The sequence below is a fragment of the Gloeocapsa sp. DLM2.Bin57 genome (assembly GCA_007693955.1).
GTDB lineage: Bacteria > Cyanobacteriota > Cyanobacteriia > Cyanobacteriales > Gloeocapsaceae > Gloeocapsa.
In genome coordinates, this window is record RECR01000125.1 from 14,055 (window position 1) to 37,770 (window position 23,716).

Below are 23,716 nucleotides of genomic sequence, written 5' to 3' on the forward strand. Positions count from 1 at the left end.
ATGGCACGCAACACAAACTTTTTAGGTGTTAAAACTAGGTTGATGGGAAATTAAACTCATGAATTCTTGTCTAGTTTTAGCATCATTGGCGAATACACCTCTAACTGCACTAGTAGAAGTCCATGAGCCTGGTTTTTGTACCCCACGCATTACCATACACATGTGGGTTGCTTCTACTAATACTGCTACACCTTGAGGCTGAAGCAAACCCTGTAAAGCATCAGCGATTTGTGCTGTCAAGCGTTCTTGTACTTGTAAACGTCTTGCATACATTTCACAGATGCGGGCAATTTTGGACAGTCCAATCACTTTACCATTAGGAATATAGGCAACGTGTGCTCTTCCTAAAATTGGTAGAATATGATGTTCACAAGAACTAAACAAATCTATATCCCTTACTAAGACCATTTCATTGGTATTTTCGTGAAATACTGCCCCATTTAATAACTCATCAAGAGTTTGATGATAGCCAGAAGTCAGAAATTTTAAAGCTTTTACCACACGTTTAGGGGTATCTTTGAGCCCCTCTCTGTCTGGATTTTCCCCTAATCCTAAGAGTAGGGTTTTTACTGCTTCAATCATTTCTGCTTCCGTTACAACAGGTTGGGCTTCTGTAATTAATCGAGGGTTAGATGGGGTTAAAGTCATGAGATTAGACAAGGACTCCTATATTAGAATGAGAATCATTATCATATGTTAGCACAGTTTAGCCAAATTAGATTATATTTGGTAAGACCCGAAACAATTAAATCACTGAAAATTTTTTTACCGTAAAGACTGAAAAATAGTACAAAGTTCAATAATTTTAATTTTGAGAGTAGATAAAGGTTCATAACCGCGTTTAAGTTGATATTCTAATTGTAGTAAAATTGTAAGAGTAGCTAATAACTGTCGAGAGGAACAACGGTTAATTTCTTGACGTAAAAAATGAATTCTTTTATAGTTAGCAATTCCAGCTGTCTTAGCGATTAATTGTTCATCAGTCTCACCACTATCTAACATAACTTTAACGATAGTCCAAGTCCGAAATTGTCCTAAGAGAGTAGCGACAATTTTTAGGGGAGGTTCATTAAGATTAAGTAAATCCGTAATTAGTCGTAAAGCTTGGACTTGGGAAGCTGTACGAATCGCCGCGGCTAATTGTAAACTATTTTGAGCAGTAGGATTAACTAAATGGGCGATCGCTTGGACATCTAGAGGAGATGTTTGACTATATTGATAAAGACTTAACTTATCTAATTCGTTGTACAATTCTCTAGTCTGGTTACCCACAGCAACAGCGAGAAGTTCTTCAGCTTGAGGAGTGAGTTTAACACCTTTTTCCCTAGCTACTTGTTGAACTCGTTGTAAAATCTGTTCAGTTTTCCAGGGAGGTATCAGAGAAAACTCTTGAACTTGAGCGTATTTTTGTAATAATTTGGTTATTTTAAGCCGTACATCAGGTTTTTTCCCAGAACTAAATAGTAAATGAGATTGGGGGAGAACTTGCGGTAATCTTGCTTCTAACTGTGATAATAATTCTGGGGGACATTGTTGACCGATAGTAGTATCTTCGATCCAGATTAATCTTTCTCCTGAACCAAATACAGGACTCATAGCTTGATTAAGTCCAGTAATAATTGCATCAGGTTGCTCCCCTGAGATTTTATCATAGTTAAATGATAGCCAGTCAGGATCGACTACCTTGTCTTTAAGTTCCTGAATCGCTTGTCTTAAACTAAAATCATCGTCTCCCCAAAAAAAATAAATTGGCATATACTGGAGGAATTTAAATTTGAACGAAACTTACCAAGAATATATTAATAGAGTTGTTCCCTTAACCCTAAAAACAACCGTAGAAGGACAACTTAATCATATTCAAAAATCCGCTAAGTTTGAAGGGGGTCAACCAGTGGCTTTTCCTGGTTATACTATTATGACTCCTCCTTATGCTGAAGATCAGGATAATCAAGCTTTTTATAATTCTCTACAAGAGTGTCAAGCAGAATTAGTAAAAGCATTAGACTCTGAGTTATTGATTAGTTTACCACCAGAAAGTTTCCATTTAACTGTAGCTGATTTAGTCTGGGATAGTACTTATCTAGCGGGAGTTAAAGAAAATCCTGATTTTGATAATATCCTTAAGCAAGAGGCTAATAACTGTTTTGACAAGTATAAAGAATCGGAGAAATTTGATAAGGCGATCGAGTTGCAATTACTAGGATTGACCGTTTTTCCTCGCGCTTTAGCTATTTGTTTAGTGACTAAAACTGAATCTGATTATCTACATATCATGAATATCAGACAAGCAGTATATCAAAATCGTTTGATGATCGCACTAGGAGTACAACAACAACATAGTTTTGTAGGTCATGTTACCTTGGGTTATTTCGGGGAGGTTAACCCAGAATCACATAGCGATCGCCTTTTAGAGATTATTACCAAAATTAATGAACAATGGATAGATAAAGAAACCCCCACCCTGAAAATTCAGCGCATACAACTGCGTAAATTTGATAATATGGTTAATTATTATCGCGAAGCTAATTGGCCCGAAATCGTTATTTGAATAACCTTGATCATCCCATAGTTATAGAGAGTTTTCGGATTATTGACCAAGAAATTGGTCAACATAATCTGAATCCCTCAGAGTATGCGATCGCTCGTCGCGTCATTCACGCTACTGCTGATTTTGAGTATCTCCAATTACTCGAATTTAGCCCTGATGTGATTAACATCGCTAAACAAAGTCTCTGTGGAAAACTACCCATTATTACCGATGTAACTATGGTGCAACAAGGAATTAAAACCTTAGTAACGAAAACCTTTAATAATCCAGTCATCAGTGCAGTAGAATTAGCTAAAACTCCTATCCTAGCTAAAACTCGCACTGAAACTGGTATTTTAACAGCAATCAAGCAATATCCCCAGGGTATTTATGTAATAGGAAACGCACCTACTGCTTTATTAGCACTTTGTGAGGAAATTAAGCAAAATAACTGTTTACCTGCTTTAATCATAGGTGCACCCGTAGGTTTTGTCAAAGTGCTTGAAGCTAAACAAGCTTTAGTTAATACTATTATACCTCAGATTGTGGTAAAAGGACGTAAGGGAGGATCTGCGGTAGCTTCAGCTATTGTTAACGCTTTACTCGTTTTAGCTGCACAAAAAATATGATAGATGTGATAGGAATTGGTTTAGATGGTGTCTCGGGTTTAAATGAGAAAACCAGAGCAATTATCCTGAAAGCCGATTTATTGGTAGGGAGTGAACGTCATCTGAGTTATTTAAACCAATATCCCCAAGCCAAACTATTTTTAACCGATTTTAAGGAGATTATCTCTCAACTGCGCCTAGCTTTAACAGCAAAAGTGGCGATCGCTATTATCGTAAGTGGAGATCCTCTCTTTTTTGGTTTAGGACGTTTACTCCTTAATGAGTTTAACCCAGAAGAATTGACTTTTCATCCTCATTTAACTTCTGTACAATTAGCCTTTAGTCGTGTTAAACTACCTTGGCAAGATGCAGAATTAATTAGTATCCATGGCAGAAGTTTAGAACAACTTACTCTCGCTTTACAACGAGGAGTTAAAAAAATCGCCCTACTTACAGATCCTCAACATAATCCTCGTGTCATCGCTCAACATCTCAAGGTAGCTTTACCCAATCGTTATGACTTGTGGATCTGCGAAAATCTCGAAGGTAGTCAAGAAAAAATTACTAAAATTAGTGCTAATGAAATTGATACCTTTCTCACAGAATCCGTTAGGGAATTTTCCCCTCTCAATGTAGTCATTTTAATCCGTCAAGATCATCCCCTAACAGTTAATAATCTACCTCTATTGGGTATTCCCGATGAGGTATTTTCCCGGTTTGACGATCGCCCTGGTTTAATGACTAAAAAAGAAATTCGGGTATTAATAATAGCAGAATTAGACTTACAACCCCAGCAAATTATCTGGGATATTGGCGCAGGTACAGGATCAGTTGCTCTAGAAATAGCGCGTTTATCACCATCTTCTCATGTTTATGCTATCGAAAAAACCGCCATGGGAATTAGTTTAATTGAGCAAAACCTTCAAAGACTCTCAGTTAATAATCTCACTCCTATTTATGGGGAAGCACCCGTTATTTTAGCTGATTTACCCAATCCTGACCGTATTTTTATTGGTGGAAGTGGTGGTAATCTGACAACAATTTTAGACCAATGTCACCGTCAAATCAAACCACAGGGAAAAATAGCGATCGCCCTTGCTACTGTTGAACATCTTCAGTTGGCGATCGCTTGGTTTAAACAACAGCAATGGGGTTATCATTTATTGCAAATACAGCTATCTCGTTCTGTTGCTGTAGCAGAATTAACCCGTTTTAGTCCCCTTAATCCCGTCACCCTAGTAGTATCAACCTACTGTCCCAGTTAGGGGAGAACTCGCGCTAGCATAATCTTTGACTGGCATACGTCCTGATACATAAGCTATACGTCCTGCTACCGTAGCCATACCCATAGCTTTAGCCATAGCAGGGGGATCTTTAGCTAGGGCGATCGCGCTATTAATCAACACTGCATCTGCACCCATTTCCATGGCTAAAGTTGCTTCACTAGGTGTCCCTATTCCCGCATCTACCACTACGGGTACGTTAGCTTGTTCAATAATAATAGCGATGTTAGCAGCATTACGAATACCTTGACCTGATCCGATGGGTGAACCGAGTGGCATAACGGTAACACATCCAGCTTCTTCTAGTCGTTTAGCTAGGAGAGGATCTGCGTTAATATAGGGTAAAACGGCGAAACCTTCTTTAACTAGTTGGGAGGCTGCTTTCAGGGTTTCGATGGGGTCTGGTAATAAATACTTAGGGTCGGGAATTACTTCTAACTTGACAAAGTTATTATCCTCTTGACCTACTAATTTAGCCATTTCCCTACCTAAACGAGCTACCCTGATCGCTTCTTCTGCTGTTTTACATCCTGCGGTGTTAGGAAGCATCCAGATTTTTTGCCAATCGATAGTTTCTGCTAAGCCCTCGTGTCCTGGTGCTTTCGTTTGAACACGACGTACTGCTACGGTGACGATTTCACAACCGCTAGACTCAATACTAGCTTGCATAGTCGGGATATTGGGATATTTTCCTGTACCGGTTAATAAACGAGAACGAAAAGTTTTACCAGCGATTTGTAACTGGTCCTCTGTTAGGGTAGGAATAGAGGGAGTGGAGGGAATTAAAGCTGTCATAGGTTTACTTACAGGACGATAAAAGCGATCGCAGTTAAAATGTGTCAACAGGGGATCTGACTGTTGATTAATAATCAGATTAGCAATGATAGAAGCTGTCACTGGTGCTAATAATATCCCATTACGGTAATGACCAGTAGCTAAAATTAAATTATCACAATTACTCTTACCTAGTATAGGTAGTTCGTCTGGAGTGCCGGGACGAAAACCCGACCAAAAACTCTCTATAGACCAATCTTGCAAAGTGGGATAGAGACGAATAGCGTTATTTAATAAAGTTTTTATCCCTTGAGGTGTATTATTAGCTTGATAACCGACTTTCTCTGAAGTTGCTCCCACGATTAAACGACCACTTTGTCTAGGTACTAAATAGGTTTGTGGTCCATAGAGTACCCTTTGTAGGGGTAATTCTGTTCCCGAGGGCATTTGTAAGGCTAACATCTGACCTTTGACGGGATATACTGGCAGGGGGTAGAGTTGACTTGACCAAGCACCTGCTGTTAATACGTAGGTTTCGGCGTAGAAATCTCCTTGTTTAGTGCGCACACTTTCTACTTTACCCTGTCTTTGGGCGATCGCTTCGACGGTTATTCCTTGTATCAGTTCGATTTCTAATATTTCTACGGCTTTTAGTAATGCTTTGTACAATTCCCTGGGATCTACTTGTCCATCTTCGGGATAGCAATAACCCCCTACTACTTCTGTTCCTAATCCTGGTTGGATCAGGTTAATTCCTTCTCTATCTAACCAGAAACCCTCTGTTGACTCGGGAGTTGTGTAAACTGGAGCGAGAATTCCACATGACCAATAACCAACGTTTAATTGGGTTAATTCTTCGATTTTGCGTACCCATTCGGGATATAACCAACGCGATCGCTCTGCTAATTCTGCTAGTGGACCTGGTGGTAATTGTTCTGCTCCTGGGGCGAGCATTCCCGCTGCTGCTAAGGTTGCTACTTCTTGAGGGTTACGACTAAGTATTTTAACTGTAGCTCCACGTAGTTTTAAATCGATAGCGATGGCTAATCCATTGATTCCTGCACCGATAATTAATATTTCTGTTGTTTTTTGCATAGAATTTATTTAAGGTAAATATTTTTGTACCACATGCCAACCTGTCACAGAGACGGAAATAAAGGCTAATAAGAGCATAATATTAGTTTTAACGTGGAGCGATCGCGCTTGGGGATGTTTTGGACCTATTTGGATAGCACTTACTGCTGATATTAGCACCAAGATAACCACACTCAATCCTGCCAACAAATGAGGTGAATGTCCCAAGCTGCCATAATGACCTATTGTACCCACTATACCAATAATTAATAACAATAAAACTAATAACACCATAGTTATCCCTATCCCATAGTGTAAGGGTTTTAACCATTGAGGACGGGTTTTTTGTTGACTACGTTGTTTATAGAGCCAAAAGCCACTGATTCCCTGCAATACATAGGCTAAAATCCCTAAACCCATTGACCATGCTGCTATTTTCCATAACCAGAGAAATGACGGTAAATTCATTAGTAGAATCTAATTTAGACCTAACCTTATAATATCCTATGAACAAAAACCATGTCTGAACAATTAGACAATCATGATTTACTGCTATGGCTTGAGCAAACCATTGAACAATTAAAAAATCGTGACTTTGAGTCTTGGGATATTGAGCATTTAATTGAGGAGTTAGTTGCTGTGGGTAAATCTGCACAAAATACCTTAACCAGCAATCTGATGATTTTGTTAGCTCATTTACTCAAATTAAAAGTCCCGATGCACCATCTAGCCTGAAAGAAAGCTTTTATAATTCGGTTATCTAACATCGTCAACGAGTATTAAATAAAGACTTCTACGAAGAGTAAAAAAGGCTACCTGTAAAGATAGCCTCAACTATTATTTTTACCTTGATTAAGCAATCGCTTTTAATTTTTGATTTACTTCAGTTTTTTTTTCCTCAACTGGTTCGGAATCTTGAATATGTAAGCGTTCACATGGTATAGTATCTGAGAGGATAGCACTTGCCATCATTCCAGTATGTACTTCTAATAAAGCTTCTGGAGTTGCTTCAAATACTAGACGTTGTCCAGGAAAAGCGACACGTTCAAAATACCAATTAGGAATATTAGTAATACGAACTACTTGAATTTGACTAGTGGCGTTTACATAGCAGCAGAGGAAGTTTTCACCTGTGGTATTGGTAATAGGGTCAAGGATTTGAGCCATAAGGTTTGCCGTAAATATTTAGTAAATTTTTTTTCTACAGCTTTAGGCTAACACTTATTGATCCCCGTTAACTGTAAAGAGTAATACTAGACCAGTATTTTTAAGCAAAATTTTTGTTCTTTTGTTAAAGTTAAGATATATAAACTCATTTTAAGATTTTCAGTAAACTCCCATACCGATCGCTAATGAAAGAAAAAATCCTCTATCTGCGTCTTCCCTGTAACCCGATTTTTCCGATTGGCGTAGTTTATCTAGCTGATCATATCCATAAACAATTTCCTGGTATCTCTCAAAAAATCTTTGATTTTGGGACTGTTGCTCCCCTAGACTATAAACAAGCCTTAGATCGCTGTATCGACGAATTTCAACCCACCTTATTAGTATTTTCTTGGCGAGATATTCAAATTTATGCTCCTGTAGGTGGTAGGGGTGGTAACCCTCTGCAAAATGCCTTTGAGTTTTATTACGCTAAAAACCCCCTAATTAAGCTAAGAGGAGCTTTAGGGGGTTTAAAAGTCACTAGCGCTTATTATGGTGAACTTTGGCGCAATATCGGCTTAATTAAGCGGGGATGGCGACGAGCACAAAAATATAACCCCCAAGCACGTTTAGTCGTAGGAGGAGGTGCAGTTAGTGTATTTTATGAACAGTTACAAGAAAAACTCCCCCAAGGAACAATCGTTTCTGTAGGAGAAGGAGAAACTCTCTTAGAAAAACTGTTACGTCAAGAAGACCTGCTCAGTGAACGTTGTTATATAGTAGGTGAAAATCAACCTCGTCAACGTCTCATTCACGAACAACCCACCCCCCTAGAAAAAGCCGCTTGTGATTATGACTACATCAGCAGTATTTGGCGGGAGTTTGATTATTATCTACTAGAAAATGATTTCTATATCGGTGTTCAAACCAAAAGAGGTTGTCCCCATAACTGTTGCTATTGTATCTATACAGTAGTAGAGGGGAAACAAGTAAGAATTAATCCCAGCGATGAAGTAGTTAAAGAAATCCGTCAACTCTACGATCGCGGGATTCGCAATTTTTGGTTTACTGATGCGCAATTTATTCCCGCGCGCAAATTTATCGACGATGCGATCGAATTGTTGGAAAAGATAGTAGATTCTGGTATGACGGATATACATTGGGCTGCTTATATCCGCGCTGATAACCTCAATCCTAAACTCTGTGAATTGATGGTTAAAACAGGTATGAACTACTTTGAAATCGGGATCACCAGTGGTTCACAAGAATTAGTGCGTAAAATGCGTATGGGTTATAATCTACGTACAGTCTTAGCAAATTGTCGGGATTTAAAACAAGCAGGATTTAACGATCTAGTCTCGGTTAATTACTCCTTTAATGTTATCGATGAGACTTATGAGACAATCCGTCAGACTATTGCTTATCATAGAGAATTAGAGCGGATTTTTGGCGCAGAAAAAGTCGAACCAGCTATCTTCTTTATCGGGTTACAACCCCATACTCATTTAGAAGAATACGCTTTTCAACAAAATATCCTTAAACAAGGTTATAATCCTATGAGTTTAATGCCTTGGACGGCTAAAAAACTACTCTGGAATCCTGAGCCTTTAGGATCATTTTTGGGGGAAGTTTGTTTACAAGCTTGGCAACAAAATCCCCTTGACTTTGGTCGAGAAGTGTTTAACATTCTAGAGGATAAATTGGGTTGTGCTGACTTAGAAGAGGCTTTACGTGCTCCTATCCCAGAGACAGCAACTCCAAAAATTTTAACTACTGCGGTAGTGTAAACCAAAGGTATTAGGGATCATTGCTCCCTGATATCTTAATTTATTTTAGATCTAAGTATTATTATGCTCAAAGGATCGATTTTAGAAAAACTTACCACTCGTCATCAGCAACTCAAAAACCCCCTGAATCTTGGTGTTTACTATAAAAATACTTTAGTAGCTTTGTGCCATGCCCTAGAAGACTTTATCCTAGAATCAACAGGAAATCCGCTAGTGTTAGCCGCTTTTCAACGAGGTAAATGGTATCTCCAAGAAGCAGATCGTTATGGAGAATTAGCTCAAAAAGCCTCTGAGATAGTCATTTTAGCTGCTCCTGAGACAGGTTTTACTACTCACCCTACTAGCAATCAGTCTAACGTCTCTCTAGTTAATTTGACCACAGATGATCCAGTAGCTCAAGAATGGCACTTGATGATTTTATCACCTAATTATAGTGCTATGGTGCTATGCCAAGAACTCTCTGAGGAAGATTATGGCATAATAGGACAACCTACCCAAGATTTAGAGCGCAAATTCTACGGGTTTTGGACTTTTGAAGCAGATTTAGTGCAAGAAACTCTCGAACTAGCTCAAGAACATATCGCTAAGTTTAATCTACCACTAGCAGAGAAAATCTCTCAAGAAATAACTCTGATTAATCAAACTACCCAAGTTCCAGAATACGACTTAACCCCTGTTGTCTGTAAAGTCGTAGATTATCTCGAAAGTAGCCAACAAAACCTGTTATTGCCCCACAATTATACTCAGTATGGCTGCACTAAAGACCTAGATTACAACATCTTCTCTAATAAAATGCAAGCCTTCCTACGTATGGCGCAAATAATTGACCAAGCAGACGCAGTTAATCCTAATGCTGCTGCCTCGGTAACTTGTTATGCTGAAGCAATGGGACAGGTACTGGATCTACCTGCTTGGCAAATTAAACGTTTACGTCTAGCAGGATTATTACACCGTCTGCCACCTTTGAAAGGGGTTCAATCTCTAACTACAGATGATGATCCATCCCAATCGGAAGTTTTGAGAATAATGCCCCAATTAGAAGCGATCGCTAAAATTATCACCCATCAAGATGAATGTTGGGATGGCTCAGGGATTCCCGATGGTCTTGCCTATGATAATATCCCCTTAGAATCCCGTATCTTGTCTTTAGTAGCTGATTTTCAAGCTCAATTACTTTATTATCAGCAAGAATCTGACCAATATGGTAAAGCTTTAGCTTACTGTCAACAGAGAGCCTCCACAGTTTATGATCCTAAATTAGTCCAAACTCTAGAACTCTTAGTTTTAGGGTTACAACAAGGTATGGATTTACCTATTAATCAACCTAAAATTGCTTCGGGAATCTGGTTACTAGAAGAAGAGGAACAATTAGCATGAACTTAGAATTAATTCGCACAGGGAAAAGCAAACAACTACCAGGAGTCAATCTCGAAGACGAGAATCTCTCCTATACTCAATTAGAACGAGTTAATTTATCTGGAGCTAATTTAGTAGGAGTCAATCTCTCCCACGCTAACTTAAAAGGAGCTTGTTTAGATGGAGCTAATCTACTCTGTGCTGGTTGTGATTTTGCTGATTTGAGAGCCAATTGTCTCGGGGCTAACTTCATGCAAGCTGATTTAAGTCACGCCGATTTACGAGGTAGTAACTTACGGGGAGCTAATCTGATGGGGGCTAAATTGATTCAAGCCTCCCTAGCAGGAGCTTTTTTAAGTGGAGTTAACTTAACTGGAGTTAATCTGCGCGGGAGTGATTGTCGTGGGGTTGACTTTCGGGGTGCTAACCTCAATAGCGCTAATCTATCTGGGGCTAATTTAGCTGGGGCTAATCTGTCTGGGGCTATTTTAACCGAAGTTAATCTCGAAGAAGCAGATTTACGGGGAGCTAATCTAGCTGGGGCTATTTTAGGGGGCGCTAATTTACTTTGTGCAGAATTAGAGGGAGCTTGTTTAGATGGAGCTAATTTAGACAAAGCTTGTTTAGTGGGTACTATTATAAATAAACAGCTAGTATAATTACTGTTGGTAAAAATACCAAATAGTTATCCATAATCCCTGTGACCAAAAAAATGCCAAGATGGAGAGTCTTTCTCTATCTCATCTCTCAATTTAATTTTAGGCAAAAATTGCCCCGAACTAGTCAAACCTTTTGGTTAATAGTGATAATGGTGGCTTTGCTCTGTTGGCATTGGCAATTATTACTAGCAACCCTGGGGGGAGTTTTGGTTATGCAAGCCATTTATTTTTTCCCCCGTTATCATTGGCGTAGTCTGATTAGCTATTGGGAATCTTGGCGCAGTAGCTCTCATCGTCAATTCAGTTTAGCTGTCTTTGGTGGTGGAGTGGCTTCTGTCGTGGTTTATTTCCTTAGCTCCATTTTTGCTAAAACCGATAATCCCTGGTTAGCTACTGGTGTGATTTTTCAGGGTTTATTGAGTATAGTTACCTGTTTACTCTTGGTTTGGCAACTATTTACTAAAAATAATTATCAATATCAAAGTAATTGGGAACAATGGCTCATAGACTTAACCTCCACCGAAGCACTTAAACGTCTGATAGCAGTAAGAGAATTGAGTAATTTAGCTCAGAGAAAACAACTAAATGCTACTGAATTAGTTCAACTGAGAGAATATCTACAGTTGATGCTTTCGGTAGAAACAGAAGTTGTGGTTAGACAGGCTATTTTAACTAGTTTAGAAACGGTTTTTAAGGTTAATCTTAACATTCCTTTACAAATGCCGTTAAATGTTAAAATAAATCCCTTTTCGATTTATCAGCGTTAACAAAGTGATCCCTAAATAAAAAAAATTTTGGTTAAATAACGACAAAACGATTAGTTTTTGTTATCGTAGAGGTCAAGGCATAACCTTATTTTCAGAAAAATTATGTACTATATTGCTCCTCACACACAAAAATTGAGAGTTTTTTCTCGTTTCTCCCCTGATGTTTTGGGGAATTACCAATAGGGAAAATAGTTCATTAATTGAACAAAAAAAATCCACCAAGATATTGTAAAGGAAGTTACAATCAGAGAGGTCTTTTGCCAATCACTATTCAAGGGCGACTTGAAACAAAAATCGTGCACAATATCTTCTGAATTGAAAACAAAAGGAGAAAGAGGAAAAATAATGACTCAAGCTAATGATCTACTTACAGAAATGAATCCGTCTCAGGAATGGACAGAACTAGTGCTTGATGAAAGCGAAATCATTAACATAGAAGAAGAGTTTGAAGATGCGGTAGCTCAGGTTAATAAGAAAAATCGCAAAGTATCAAACTTGCGTCGCACGGAAACCCCCAAGAAAAAACCCTACACAGAAGACTCGATTCGCATCTACTTACAAGAAATTGGGCGCATTCGTCTGTTACGAGCCGAAGAAGAAATAGAATTAGCTCGTAAAATAGCCGATTTATTAGAGTTAGAACAACAACGAGAGAAACTTTCAGAAGAGCTTAAACGTATCCCCACAGAAAGAGAATGGGCTAAAGCTGTAGAGATGGAATTACCAGCTTTTCGTCGTCGGATGTATCTAGGAAGACGAGCTAAAGAAAAGATGGTGCAGTCTAATCTACGTTTAGTAGTTTCTATCGCTAAAAAATATATGAATCGGGGGTTATCTTTTCAAGACTTGATTCAAGAAGGATCATTAGGATTAATTCGAGCAGCGGAAAAATTTGACCACGAAAAAGGTTATAAATTTTCTACCTATGCGACTTGGTGGATTAGACAAGCCATAACCAGAGCGATCGCTGATCAATCTAGAACAATTCGCTTACCAGTGCATTTGTACGAAACAATCTCGCGCATTAAGAAAACAACTAAAATTCTCTCACAAGAAATGGGGCGTAAACCCACAGAGGAAGAAATCGCTACCCATATGGAAATGACTATAGAGAAATTGCGTTTTATCGCTAAATCAGCTCAATTACCTATTTCTTTAGAAACTCCTATCGGTAAAGAAGAAGATTCACGTTTAGGAGATTTTATCGAAGCAGATGGAGAAACACCAGAAGATGATGTCTCCAAAAACTTACTCAGAGAAGATTTAGAACAAGTTTTAGATAGTTTAAGCCCTCGAGAAAGGGATGTATTAAGGTTACGCTACGGCTTAGATGATGGTAGAATGAAAACCCTAGAAGAAATTGGTCAGATTTTTGATGTAACCAGGGAACGTATTCGCCAAATTGAAGCAAAAGCCTTAAGAAAGCTTCGTCATCCTAATCGCAATAGTATTTTAAAAGAGTATGTACGTTAAATACTTAATTTGATTTTAAACAATGAGTAAAGAAAAAATAGTCGCTATTGTTACAGGAACAATATCTATCCTGTTGGCTGTGATTTATCTAGTCATAGTGCAGATTCTGGATTTACGCACTGAAATGCTACCTGCACCTATGGATTGGTAGTCAGGGGTTAGGTTTTAGGTAGTTAGGTTTTAGGTGTTATTGGTTCTATATGCTATACTCCAAAGCTCCCCTACTCCCTACTCCCTACTCCCTATCTTGACGTTTAGCGTTAGCTTGACTTAAGAGAGATTCAGCAAAAGCGATCGCTTCTGAATCCGCCTTACCGCCACTAAGTTGGGCTAATTCTTCTCGTCGTTGTTGGTGATTAGCTAAATTGGCCACTCGTATCACAGTGCGAGAGTCAAGCATTTGTTTTTCTACGCGCCAATGATGATCAGCCATAGCAGCTACTAAGGGTTGATGGGTAACACATAAAACCTGATGGGTTTTCGAGAGGTAATGTAGCTTATTAGCAATAGATAAGGCTACTTTGCCAGATACTCCTACGTCTATTTCATCAAAAATTAAGGTTTTCCCAGAGGTTTTCGTATTAGCAAAACAAGCTTTCAATGCTAGTAAGAAACGACTCATTTCTCCACCACTAGCGGTATGGGATAGAGGTTGTATCTGTTCCCCTAGATTAGGACTAAAATAATAGAGAATTTGGTCTTGTCCTTGTGCACTAATGCCACTAGGAAGAATTCGACAACTAAAGATAACTTTTTCCATTCCTAAGGGTTTTAATTGCCGAATCAATTCTGTTTCTAATTTAAGAGCTGCTTTTTGTCTGAGTTGGGTTAAGTTTTGACAAGCTTGGTGTAATTGTTCTTCAACTTGATGATATTCTTGTTCAAGATGCTCGATAAATTCGTTATCTTCGCTAAACTTTTGTAATTCTAGCTGAATTTTTTGATGATAAGCGATCGCCTCTTCTAAACTAGGACCATATTTACGACAGATATATTTAAGTTGTTTAATTCTTTCTTCTATTTGTTCGAGATATTGAGGATCTACTTCTAAATTTTCACCATAACGATATATTTGTTGTCCGGCTTCTACTATCTGAGTCAAAGCATTATTAACCATAGTTAAGATAGACTCCTGACTAGGGTCATATTTAACCATATTTTGTAATAAAGCTTCTCCTTCCCCGAGTAAATCAGCAGCAGCTTGTCCTTGTTCGTTTTGATACAGAAGTTGATAGATTTGATAACTTAACTGTTGTAATTCTACTACGTGAGCGAGACGTTGACGCTCTTGTTCAAGTTGTCTAAGTTCATCAGGATTGACTAAATTAACTGTAGCTAATTCTTGGGATTGATACTTAATTAAATCGAGTCTTTGTAAACGTTCTTGTTCTGATTGACGAGAAAGAGCAATTTTTTGACCAATTTTGGCGTATCTATCATAAATATTGCCAACTTTAGCTTTTTGAGTTAGTAAATCTTCCCCTGCGTATAAATCTAATAACTGTCGTTGTTTATCAGGAATCATTAATTCTACAGTTTGTCCTTGAGCAGTAATTTCTAGCAGGCGATCGCGCAACTGTAAAACCAACTGACGGTTAACCAAAACACCATTAATACGAAAACGAGAACGCAGATTATCTTTAGTGAGGATAATGGATCGACTACAGACAACTGTTTCTTCTTCTAGGGGTTCAAGTTCCTGTTGTTGTAGCCATTGCAGTAAGTTAGGATCTATCCTAAAACTAGCCTCAATTTGAGCGCGTTGTTCACCCTGTCTAATCAAACGTTGATTAACCTTACCACCTAAAACAACATCAATAGCGTCTAAGACTATAGATTTACCCGCACCAGTTTCCCCAGTCAGTACGTTTAAACCTGCACTAAATTCTAACTCCAAATAGTCAATAAGAGTAAAATTTTGAATCGTGAGAGAATCAAGCATAAAGTTGTTACAATAGTTCACATATAGCGAGATTTAAAAATAAACTTATGACCCAAATAGAATTGTATCCTATAGAAAAAAAGCCTTCTCAATTAGCAACGGAAGATTGGCGTTATAACCCAGAAAAGATTAATAACTACTATCGTTCTCGTTTTTTCTCAGTATTTGCTCGCTTAATCAAAATTATCACCACCTTTGGTTGGTTCTTTTTTACTCTCTGGTGGGATAAAACTACAGGTCAATTAAATAATAAGCAAAAACAAAGAGCAGCTGATCTCAGAAACGTACTCACCGAATTAGGACCTACCTATATTAAGATAGGACAAGCTCTCTCCACGCGTCCTGATTTAGTTCCCCCTATCTACCTAGAAGAATTAGCCCTATTACAAGATCAGCTTCCCTCTTTTCCCAATGAAGTAGCTTATAAATTTATCGAAGAGGAATTAGGAGCACCTCCAGAAGAAATATACGCCGAACTATCACCTGAACCCCTTGCAGCTGCTTCTCTAGGACAAGTATATAAAGGAAAACTAAAAACTGGTGAAACCGTAGCTGTCAAAGTACAAAGACCTGATTTAATCGGTCGAATTACTTTAGATATTTATATTATGCGCTTACTAGCTAATTGGGCGAAAAATACTTTTAGCCAGATACGTTCAGATTTAGTGGGGATTACCGACGAATTAGCAGCGAGAATCTTTGAAGAGATTAATTACGATCAAGAAGGTCGTAACGCGGAAAGATTCGCCGAACTTTACGGGAATTTACCAGAAATCTATGTACCTTGCATCTATTGGGAATATACCGCACGTCGGGTATTGACCATGGAATGGATTACAGGAACAAAGTTAACTAATATCCAAGCTATTCAAGCTCAAGGTATCGATGCTACCCACTTAGTAGAAGTTGGTGTAGAATGTTCTCTACGTCAATTGTTAGAACATGGTTTCTTTCACGCTGATCCTCACCCTGGTAACCTGTTAGCTATGCCAGACGGGAGACTCGCTTATCTAGATTTTGGTATGATGAGTGATATTAAGCCTTATCAACGTTATGGTTTAATAGAAGCGATTGTACACTTGGTTAATCGGGATTTTGAAGCTCTAGCTCAAGATTATATCAAATTAGAGTTTCTCACACCAGATACTGATTTAACCCCTATTATACCGGCTTTAACAGAGGTATTTAATAATGCTTTAGGAGCTAGTGTAGCAGAGTTAAACTTTAAAAGCATTACAGACCAGATGTCTGAGATGATGTATGAGTTTCCTTTCCGTGTACCTGCTTATTATGCTCTGATTATTCGCTCGATGGTAACCTTAGAAGGAATCGCTATCGGGATTGATCCTGAGTTTAAAGTCCTCAGTAAAGCTTATCCCTACGTCGCTAAACGCTTACTAACTGATCCCGCTCCTCAGTTGAGAACCTCTCTCAAAGAACTATTATTTAAAGATGGTAGTTTCCGTTGGAATCGTTTAGAGAATTTACTACGCAATGCAGGTAATTCTCAAGATTATAACTTTGATAAAGTGGTTGATCAAGGTGTAGATTTTCTCTTCTCTGAAAGAGGCTCATTTATACGCGATCGCCTCGCTAATGAAATAGTCAACGCGGTAGATACTTGGGGACAACGTACCTGGTTTAATTGGTCTAGTTTAGTACGTCAACAAGTTGGTTTAGCAGTTAATGATCTTCCTGTCGAATTAGAGCAAAATACCGCGACCATGGAACATCTGCGCAATATCGTCGGGATTCTCCAAGATACCCCAGGTTATGAACCAATGAAGCTGATTAACCTGCTCAATAAAATCGTCGCTAAATCAGAAACTCAACAATTAGGTCAAAAAGTGGTAGAAGGATTAGCCCAAAAAGCCTTAGCTAGAGTGATTCGACGCTTATTCCTGGAAGAATATACCCAATCTCCAGCAAAAATCAGTCTCCCGGAAGTAGCTTTATCTCGCTAACTATGTTAGATATCTTATTAGAGCCTTTGCAATTAGGTTTTATGCAGCGATCGCTAATCGAAGCGGTAATCGTGGGGACTATTTGCGCCGTCGTCGGTAGCTATCTTATGGTACAAAGATTAGCACTCCTTGGGGACGCCATTAGTCACTCAGTTTTACCAGGATTAGCGATCGCCTTTTGGTTAGGAATTAATATCTTTTTCGGTGCTTTTGTAGCGGGAATTATCAGTACTATCTGTATTAACATCATTAGAAATCGTTCTCCGATTAAAGAAGATGCAGCGATGGGTATTGTTTTTTCCGCTTTTTTTGCTTTAGGAATCACTTTGATTACCGTAATCCAAAAAGACAATAAAATTGACCTCAATCATTATCTTTTTGGCAATATTCTCGGGGTAACTTGGGGAGATATTCGCGATACAGCGATTATAGCAGTAATTATCTTATTAGTAGTAGTTGCTTTATATAAAGAACTATTATTCTATACCTTTGACCAAATCGGTGCACAAGCTGTAGGTTTACCAGTAAAATTATTAGATATGAGTCTGATGATTTTGATTGCTCTAACCATCGTCGCTAGCTTAAAAACCGTAGGAGTAGTTCTAGTACTTTCTCTATTAATTACTCCTTCTGCTTGTGCTTATCTACTAGTTACTCGTCTCCACCAAGTCATGTTATTAGGGGTAGGAATAGGGATTTTTTCTAGCGTCTCAGGTATGTATCTGAGTTATTTTCAAAATATACCCTCAGGACCGGGGATTGTTTTAGTAGCATCGGGATTATTTATACTCATCCTGCTGTTTAGTCCTCTACACGGATTGCTTACGTCCAAAAAATAGATTAGAAGCGGGTAACGCGATTCGAACGCGCGACATCCACCTTGGCAAGGTAAGCAGCATAGCCTAAAACCCTATTACCTAATAGGAAACGGTTTACTATTACCTAGTAGAGAGTAGCTATCTTGGATCAATCTTGGATCACCTAAAACGCTAAATAATAGGTGGTTCATATGCAGAGCATAGAAGTAATAAAACGTGTTGACAGAGTATCGATAGAACGTTGCCGTAATTCAATACGGATTCGATTTACCCTAGACAAAAAGTCTTATTCCCTAACTATAGGTAAAGACTCCAAAGAGACGGTTAAAAAAGCAGTAGCAGTCGCTAATCAAATCAATGCTGATATCCTATGGAATTGTTTTGATACAACCCTAGTCAAGTATGGTAAAGCACCTACTAAGATTAACAGCAATCTAATACAACTACCTAACGACAATGATACGGAAATAACCATTAAAGAGATATGGGATACGTACTTAATGGTTCGAGGCAATAGCTTACCCAATAGCAGCAAGGGACATCACAAAGGCGTTGGTAAGTGGATTTCCTTAATACCAAGTCACCAATTGGGAGTGAGCCATGCACAGACTCAGATAGAAGTCTTAAAGCTTACCTACGGAAAGAATACAGTTAGTAGGCTATTCCGGTCGATAAACGCGGCTTGTAACCTAGCAGTCAAACTAAAACTACTTGATAGTAATCCCTATGCTGTATATCGAGATACTCTGGTAATCTCTACTCAAGGAGAAAGGAGTTGTAAACCTTTTGAGCCATATGAGATACCAATCATACTAAACGCGTTTAAAACCGATCGCTTTTGCAATCCCAATTCAGCATTCAAACATAGCTATTACTATCCGTTTGTTCTATGCCTAACCTTGACGGGTGCGAGGCCAGAAGACGTGATAGCTCTCACGATTGACGATATCATCTACGGCAAGAATCGTAAGGTTTTAAGGTTCAATAAAGCCTATACTCACGGAGAATTAAAAGGAACTAAAACCGAGACTATCAGAATGTTCCCAATTAACGAGCAACTTGAGCAATGCTTAAAGATAGCACCAATTTACAACAACAAAGAACACAGTCTATTGTTCCCTAGCCAAAAAGGCAACTATCTAGACTTGCACAATTTCACGAATCGTTATTTTACCCCAATTGTCAAAGAGTTAGTCAAGGTAGGGGAAATCGAAAACCAATTACCTACGTATCATTTAAGGCATACTTTCATTACTCAAATGATACGTAAAGGGATAGACATTGCTACAATAGGAAACTTAGTAGGGAACAGTGCTGAAACTATCCTTAGCAATTATTTGGGTACAGATAAAGGAGTAGAGCTACCAGACATAGACGTCTAGGTAACTCTACATAATTGAACTTTAATGATATAAAACAATTTGGGATGTTAGCAGCATCCCTTTTTTTTGGGCTTTTGTAATTCTTAGTTGGTTACTCTGTTTTTTTATCCTTACTTCATTCATAGCATAGATATCCCCTATTAGGTAATAGTATAAATAATAGTGATTGATTCTCTATTAGGTAATAGGAAATACTAATCTATTATTTCTTCTATTTTAGCCTATATTGGATCATAATTGGATCAGGTATCCTAGATTGAACCTAACAAGGATAACTAGCTAATCGCTGAAACGCGTACTAGGTATAGGGTTTAGATTAGAAGCGGGTAACGCGATTCGAACGCGCGACATCCACCTTGGCAAGGTGGCGCTCTACCACTGAGCTATACCCGCAGTTGAAATAACTATTCAATTATAGCTAGAAAAATTTTACTTGTCAAGGGTTTTGTTCCAAACTTTTGATAGTTTCTGCAGTCAAGAGATTATTAGTCTCATAAGTCTTATTATCCAAGGTGGTATTAAGTTGACTCATTAAACTAGCCATTTCTAAAGCATTGAGAGCATAATGCCAACCGTGATTACTCTTAATTCCCGCTCTTTCTAAAGCTTGTTGAAGAGTATCGGTGGTTAAAATACCGAAAATAACAGGGATACCACTTTGGAAACTAGCCGCAGCGATACCTTTTGCAGCTTCACTCGAGACATAATCAAAATGAGGAGTTTGTCCCTTGATAATTGCTCCTAAACAGATAATAGCGTCATAACGACGGGAAAAAGCCAACTGACGAGCTACCATAGACACTTCAAAACTACCAGGGACCCAGATATAATCGACTTGATTACCTTCGGGGTTAACGTCAATACCATGTCGTTTTAAACAATCTTGACACCCTGATAAGAGTTTTTCGCTCACTAAATCATTGAAACGAGCAATCACAATAGCGAAACGAAATAAAGATGAATCTTGAGCAAAAGTTCCCTCAAAAACAGTCATGTTAGTTAGATAGTAGTAAAAGATTTTTAGAGTATCTCTTCCCAAAGTAACTAGGAAGAAATACCAGAGTCAAACAAGTTAAATCACAAAAAAGTTTAAAATAGCCACTAGAATGACTAAAACTAACCAAACACCAGAGCCAACAAAAAGCAAGGGTTTAGCTTGAGACCAATATTGGGGAGTAGCATAGGCTACCGGTACACCCACAACCATCACAAAAGAAAATAATACTAAAGCAGCAAGGCTAATTTGGAATAAAATTTGCATTTTGAACTTCTCCTGAAACAGTAGCTTTAAGTTAACACTGCCATCATTGATGACTTAAGATACACAATCACGACTTTAGTTATGATACTATTTTAGGAGTCAACAGGTCGTAATTTATTCTCGGATGGATTTAATTTTATGCCATCAAACCGCCGATTTTGACGCTCTTGGTGCAGCAGTAGGGCTAAGTTTACTCTATCAAGGTGCAAGAATAGTCTTAACTGGTGGTTCTCATCCTGGGGTGAGTAACTTTTTAGCCTTGTATCGGGATGAATTTCCCTTAATCGAGCGTCGTAGCGTTAATCCAAAATTAATCCGCTCTTTAATTATAGTAGATACCCAACAAAGCGATCGCCTCGGTAAGGCTCAAGAATGGTTAACCCAAGCACAAATTGCGCAAATAATTATCTATGACCATCATTATAGTGAGGAAAAGACCGATATTCCCGCCACAACTATCTATCTAGATCAAGTAGGAGCAGCTACTACTTTAGTAGTAGAAGAGTTACAAAAAGCGGGAATTACTCCTAATCAATTTGTAGCCACAGTAATGGCACTGGGAATACACGTAGATACAGGCTCTTTGACTTTTGCACAAACTACAGCTAGAGATGCTCAAGCTTTAGCTTGGTTAATGACAATGGGTGCTAATGTTAAAATCGTCTCAGAATACGTAGATCCGAGTTTATCACCGCAATTGCAACAACTCTTAAGTGAGGCGATCGCCAAAATTAAAACCACAGAGAGACAAGGATATCAGCTAGGTTGGGTGTTATTAAAAACCAGTAATTTTGTCCCAGGATTATCCAGCTTAACCGAAAGATTATTAGAAATAGTCGAAATAGATGCTCTGTTTCTTGCTCATTATTACCCAAAAAGTCAAGAACCCTATTTAACCATCATCGGGAGATCCCGTGTACCCCAAACCAATCTAGCTCAATTATTCACAGATTATGGTGGAGGTGGACATAGTAACGCAGCGTCAGTAAGTATGCGTTGTCCTGAACCAGAAACTATCTTAAATAAGATTATAGAGGAATTTAAAGCACAAATCCCCGAACCAGTCACCGCTAGAGAAATCATGTCTTCTCCAGTACGCACTATTCTACCAGAAACCACTATTGAACAAGCAGAGAGGATCTTATTTCGTTATGGACATTCGGGGTTATTCGTAGTAGATAGCGAGAGGGAATTAGTCGGGATTATCTCTCGTCGAGATTTAGATTTAGCTTTACATCACGGGTTTAGTCACGCACCTGTAAAAGGTTATATGACGCGCAATCTCAAAACTATCACCCCAACAACTTCCCTACAGGAAATAGAAGAGTTAATGGTTACCTATGACGTCGGGCGTCTTCCTGTTTTAGATCAGGGTAATTTAATCGGGATAGTCACTCGTACAGATGTACTTAGACAGTTACACCAAAATAACGGTGAGAAAAAAGACGCAGAAAAAACGGCTCTGATTTCTTGTTTGTTACCTTCCTTACAACAACTTTTACCCTCTTCTTTTTGGCAATTATTACAGGCGATCGCTACTGCAGCTAGTGAGCGCGGTTGGCATTTATACTTAGTAGGTGGAGGAGTACGAGATTTACTGTTAGCTAAACAAGGAGACAGTCTCTTACTCCAAGACATAGACTTAGTAGTAGATGGTTTCCATCAAAGCGCTGATACAGGAGCAGGAGTAGAATTAGCTAACCACATTAAGATCATCTATCCTCAAGCTAGTCTGTCTATACACGGAGAGTTTCAAACCGCGGCTTTAATGTGGCATAATGATCCAGAATTTGGTTCTCTGTGTATGGATATAGCTACCGCTAGAACAGAATTTTACCCCTATCCCGCGGCTAATCCTGAAGTAGAAGCTAGTTCGATTCGTCAGGATCTCTATAGAAGAGATTTTACCGTCAATGCTTTAGCTATACGTCTGACTAATCCTAAGTTGGGAGAGTTATTAGATTTTTTTGGGGGTTATCTAGATTTACAATCCCGTTTAATTAGAGTACTCCACGCTAATAGTTTTATTGAAGATCCTACCCGTATTTATCGTGCGGTGCGTTTTGCGGTTAAATTGAATTTTACTATTGAAGAAGAAACCGAAGGTTATATTAGATACGCCATCGCTAGTGGTGTCTATGCAAGATTACGCCGAGAAAATAAATTAGCTCCCGCTTTGACAACTAGACTGAAAGCTGAACTAAAATATATACTCTCCGCTGGTTATTGGCAAGCTGCTGTTAAATTACTCGCTGATTTAGAAGCTTTACGCTGTTTACACCCTGATTTAATCTTAACCAAGGTTTTGTGGTGGCAATTACGTTACGGCGATCGCTGGTTACGCCTACTTAATCGAGAAGAAACCAATAATCACTGGTTGATACGTTTAGAGATAATTATCGCTAGTTTACCTACTCCTGCTGGAGTTTCTTTAGCTGAAAGTTTACAACTTCCCAAGGATAGTATCGATCGCCTCAGAAATTTACCCCAATTAAAGCAACATCTTACTACCCGTCTTGGGGTTACTCAACTCAAAAGTGAGATTTATTATCTGTTGCAACCATTAGATTGGGTTAGTTTACTCTTGGTGGGGATTGATAGTGATTACCCCAATCGACGTAAAATTTGGCAATATCTGACTCATCTAGCTTACGTTAAAGCACCCCTTAATGGAGATGATTTAAAAACCCTTGGTTACAAACCAGGACCACAATACAAGCAAATTCTGACACGATTACTCCAAGCTACCCTTGACGGTGAAATTTCTAGTCGAGAGGAAGGGCTAACTTTATTATCCCAAATGGAATAACAGAAGGGAGTAGGGAGAGGGGGGAGATGGGGAGCTCACAAGTGTAGGTTTTTTACAGAAAAGTTATCATGAGGTAAGACAAGGGA

The 23,716-nt window shown here is 38.6% G+C and carries 20 protein-coding genes, 1 tRNA gene and 1 pseudogene; 13 read left to right on the plus strand and 9 right to left on the minus strand.

Annotation, left to right across the window (positions count from 1 at the left end):
* Window positions 1-21: 21 nt before the first annotated feature.
* Both folE and holA read right to left on the minus strand, forming a co-directional pair.
* A complete protein-coding gene (gene folE, locus EA365_15795; protein ID TVQ42196.1) occupies window positions 22-648 on the minus strand; it encodes a GTP cyclohydrolase I FolE in 627 nt (208 codons plus the stop codon).
* Window positions 649-765: 117 nt separating this feature from the next.
* Window positions 766-1,755 carry a DNA polymerase III subunit delta gene (gene holA, locus EA365_15800; protein TVQ42197.1) on the minus strand — a complete coding sequence of 330 codons (990 nt, stop codon included), beginning with the start codon at window positions 1,753-1,755 and terminating at the stop codon, window positions 766-768.
* 19 nt (window positions 1,756-1,774) lie between these two features.
* Between holA and EA365_15805 the strand changes: the two genes are divergently transcribed.
* The 3 genes from EA365_15805 to cbiE are packed head-to-tail and all read left to right on the plus strand — an operon-like array spanning window position 1,775 to window position 4,400.
* The gene (locus EA365_15805) at window positions 1,775-2,548 is read left to right on the plus strand and encodes a DUF1868 domain-containing protein (protein TVQ42198.1); all 774 of its coding nucleotides are present in this window, start codon (window positions 1,775-1,777) and stop codon (window positions 2,546-2,548) included.
* On the plus strand, window positions 2,545-3,156 hold the full coding sequence (locus EA365_15810) for a cobalt-precorrin-8X methylmutase (GenBank protein TVQ42199.1): 612 nt from the start codon (window positions 2,545-2,547) through the stop codon (window positions 3,154-3,156). Before EA365_15805 ends, EA365_15810 begins: the two co-directional genes overlap by 4 nt.
* A complete protein-coding gene (gene cbiE, locus EA365_15815; GenBank protein ID TVQ42200.1) occupies window positions 3,153-4,400 on the plus strand; it encodes a precorrin-6y C5,15-methyltransferase (decarboxylating) subunit CbiE in 1,248 nt (415 codons plus the stop codon). The genes EA365_15810 and cbiE overlap by 4 nt, the downstream gene beginning before the upstream one ends.
* Here the strand turns inward: cbiE and thiO are convergent.
* Together thiO and EA365_15825 are read right to left on the minus strand one after the other, a co-directional pair.
* Window positions 4,380-6,287 (minus strand): glycine oxidase ThiO, encoded by a 1,908-nt coding sequence (gene thiO, locus EA365_15820; GenBank protein TVQ42201.1) that lies wholly within the window; start codon window positions 6,285-6,287, stop codon window positions 4,380-4,382. The genes cbiE and thiO overlap by 21 nt on opposite strands.
* Before the next feature lie 9 nt (window positions 6,288-6,296).
* On the minus strand, window positions 6,297-6,734 hold the full coding sequence (locus EA365_15825) for a DUF4079 domain-containing protein (protein TVQ42202.1): 438 nt from the start codon (window positions 6,732-6,734) through the stop codon (window positions 6,297-6,299).
* Window positions 6,735-6,785: 51 nt separating this feature from the next.
* Here EA365_15825 and EA365_15830 point away from each other — a divergent pair.
* Window positions 6,786-7,030: pseudogene (locus EA365_15830) on the plus strand (DUF29 domain-containing protein).
* An 88-nt stretch (window positions 7,031-7,118) separates the two neighbouring features.
* On the opposite strand, the gene EA365_15835 reads toward EA365_15830, so the two are convergent.
* Window positions 7,119-7,433, minus strand: coding sequence for a DUF1830 domain-containing protein (locus EA365_15835; GenBank protein ID TVQ42203.1), 315 nt, complete (start codon window positions 7,431-7,433; stop codon window positions 7,119-7,121).
* A gap of 185 nt (window positions 7,434-7,618) precedes the next feature.
* Between EA365_15835 and EA365_15840 the strand changes: the two genes are divergently transcribed.
* The 5 genes from EA365_15840 to rpoD all read left to right on the plus strand — a co-directional run bounded on the left by EA365_15840 (window position 7,619) and on the right by rpoD (window position 13,454).
* Entirely contained in the window at window positions 7,619-9,199 is a 1,581-nt protein-coding gene (locus tag EA365_15840; GenBank protein ID TVQ42204.1) for a radical SAM protein, read from the plus strand.
* A 63-nt stretch (window positions 9,200-9,262) separates the two neighbouring features.
* The gene (locus tag EA365_15845) at window positions 9,263-10,576 is read left to right on the plus strand and encodes a metal-dependent phosphohydrolase (GenBank protein ID TVQ42205.1); all 1,314 of its coding nucleotides are present in this window, start codon (window positions 9,263-9,265) and stop codon (window positions 10,574-10,576) included.
* On the plus strand, window positions 10,573-11,214 hold the full coding sequence (locus EA365_15850; protein ID TVQ42206.1) for a pentapeptide repeat-containing protein: 642 nt from the start codon (window positions 10,573-10,575) through the stop codon (window positions 11,212-11,214). Before EA365_15845 ends, EA365_15850 begins: the two co-directional genes overlap by 4 nt.
* A 53-nt stretch (window positions 11,215-11,267) precedes the next feature.
* Window positions 11,268-11,981, plus strand: a complete 714-nt coding sequence (locus tag EA365_15855; GenBank protein TVQ42207.1) for a hypothetical protein — start codon at window positions 11,268-11,270, stop codon at window positions 11,979-11,981.
* Between the two features lie 345 nt (window positions 11,982-12,326).
* Entirely contained in the window at window positions 12,327-13,454 is a 1,128-nt protein-coding gene (gene rpoD / locus EA365_15860) for an RNA polymerase sigma factor RpoD (GenBank protein ID TVQ42208.1), read from the plus strand.
* A gap of 235 nt (window positions 13,455-13,689) precedes the next feature.
* On the opposite strand, the gene recN is transcribed toward rpoD, so the two are convergent.
* Window positions 13,690-15,396, minus strand: a complete 1,707-nt coding sequence (gene recN, locus EA365_15865; protein ID TVQ42209.1) for a DNA repair protein RecN — start codon at window positions 15,394-15,396, stop codon at window positions 13,690-13,692.
* Window positions 15,397-15,443: 47 nt separating this feature from the next.
* Between recN and EA365_15870 the strand changes: the two genes are divergently transcribed.
* From EA365_15870 to EA365_15880, 3 genes are all read left to right on the plus strand, one after another.
* Window positions 15,444-17,360 carry an AarF/ABC1/UbiB kinase family protein gene (locus EA365_15870; protein TVQ42210.1) on the plus strand — a complete coding sequence of 639 codons (1,917 nt, stop codon included), beginning with the start codon at window positions 15,444-15,446 and terminating at the stop codon, window positions 17,358-17,360.
* A 2-nt stretch (window positions 17,361-17,362) separates the two neighbouring features.
* Complete coding sequence (locus tag EA365_15875; GenBank protein ID TVQ42211.1) at window positions 17,363-18,199, plus strand: metal ABC transporter permease; 837 nt, start codon at window positions 17,363-17,365, stop codon at window positions 18,197-18,199.
* Between the two features lie 170 nt (window positions 18,200-18,369).
* Window positions 18,370-19,560, plus strand: a complete 1,191-nt coding sequence (locus EA365_15880; GenBank protein TVQ42212.1) for a hypothetical protein — start codon at window positions 18,370-18,372, stop codon at window positions 19,558-19,560.
* A 321-nt stretch (window positions 19,561-19,881) separates the two neighbouring features.
* Here the strand turns inward: EA365_15880 and EA365_15885 are convergent.
* The 3 genes from EA365_15885 to psbZ form a co-directional block, all read right to left on the minus strand.
* Window positions 19,882-19,953: transfer RNA gene (locus EA365_15885), tRNA-Gly, on the minus strand.
* A gap of 43 nt (window positions 19,954-19,996) precedes the next feature.
* Window positions 19,997-20,554 carry a 6,7-dimethyl-8-ribityllumazine synthase gene (locus EA365_15890; protein TVQ42213.1) on the minus strand — a complete coding sequence of 186 codons (558 nt, stop codon included), beginning with the start codon at window positions 20,552-20,554 and terminating at the stop codon, window positions 19,997-19,999.
* A 78-nt stretch (window positions 20,555-20,632) separates the two neighbouring features.
* Complete coding sequence (psbZ, locus tag EA365_15895) at window positions 20,633-20,821, minus strand: photosystem II reaction center protein PsbZ (GenBank protein ID TVQ42214.1); 189 nt, start codon at window positions 20,819-20,821, stop codon at window positions 20,633-20,635.
* 124 nt (window positions 20,822-20,945) lie between these two features.
* On the opposite strand from psbZ, the gene EA365_15900 reads away from it, so the two are divergent.
* Window positions 20,946-23,630: a CBS domain-containing protein gene (locus EA365_15900; protein TVQ42215.1), complete on the plus strand. Its 2,685-nt coding sequence runs from the start codon at window positions 20,946-20,948 to the stop codon at window positions 23,628-23,630.
* Window positions 23,631-23,716: the final 86 nt, after the last annotated feature.

Coding starts and splice junctions, on each gene's coding strand:
- folE (TVQ42196.1), bottom strand. CDS start 648: ATGACTTTAACCCCATCTAACCCTCGATTAATTACAGAAGCCCAACCT.
- holA (TVQ42197.1), bottom strand. CDS start 1,755: ATGCCAATTTATTTTTTTTGGGGAGACGATGATTTTAGTTTAAGACAA.
- cbiE (TVQ42200.1), top strand. CDS start 3,153: ATGATAGATGTGATAGGAATTGGTTTAGATGGTGTCTCGGGTTTAAAT.
- thiO (TVQ42201.1), bottom strand. CDS start 6,287: ATGCAAAAAACAACAGAAATATTAATTATCGGTGCAGGAATCAATGGA.
- EA365_15825 (TVQ42202.1), bottom strand. CDS start 6,734: ATGAATTTACCGTCATTTCTCTGGTTATGGAAAATAGCAGCATGGTCA.
- EA365_15835 (TVQ42203.1), bottom strand. CDS start 7,433: ATGGCTCAAATCCTTGACCCTATTACCAATACCACAGGTGAAAACTTC.
- EA365_15840 (TVQ42204.1), top strand. CDS start 7,619: ATGAAAGAAAAAATCCTCTATCTGCGTCTTCCCTGTAACCCGATTTTT.
- EA365_15845 (TVQ42205.1), top strand. CDS start 9,263: ATGCTCAAAGGATCGATTTTAGAAAAACTTACCACTCGTCATCAGCAA.
- EA365_15850 (TVQ42206.1), top strand. CDS start 10,573: ATGAACTTAGAATTAATTCGCACAGGGAAAAGCAAACAACTACCAGGA.
- EA365_15855 (TVQ42207.1), top strand. CDS start 11,268: ATGCCAAGATGGAGAGTCTTTCTCTATCTCATCTCTCAATTTAATTTT.
- rpoD (TVQ42208.1), top strand. CDS start 12,327: ATGACTCAAGCTAATGATCTACTTACAGAAATGAATCCGTCTCAGGAA.
- recN (TVQ42209.1), bottom strand. CDS start 15,396: ATGCTTGATTCTCTCACGATTCAAAATTTTACTCTTATTGACTATTTG.
- EA365_15870 (TVQ42210.1), top strand. CDS start 15,444: ATGACCCAAATAGAATTGTATCCTATAGAAAAAAAGCCTTCTCAATTA.
- EA365_15875 (TVQ42211.1), top strand. CDS start 17,363: ATGTTAGATATCTTATTAGAGCCTTTGCAATTAGGTTTTATGCAGCGA.
- EA365_15880 (TVQ42212.1), top strand. CDS start 18,370: ATGCAGAGCATAGAAGTAATAAAACGTGTTGACAGAGTATCGATAGAA.
- EA365_15890 (TVQ42213.1), bottom strand. CDS start 20,554: ATGACTGTTTTTGAGGGAACTTTTGCTCAAGATTCATCTTTATTTCGT.
- psbZ (TVQ42214.1), bottom strand. CDS start 20,821: ATGCAAATTTTATTCCAAATTAGCCTTGCTGCTTTAGTATTATTTTCT.
- EA365_15900 (TVQ42215.1), top strand. CDS start 20,946: ATGGATTTAATTTTATGCCATCAAACCGCCGATTTTGACGCTCTTGGT.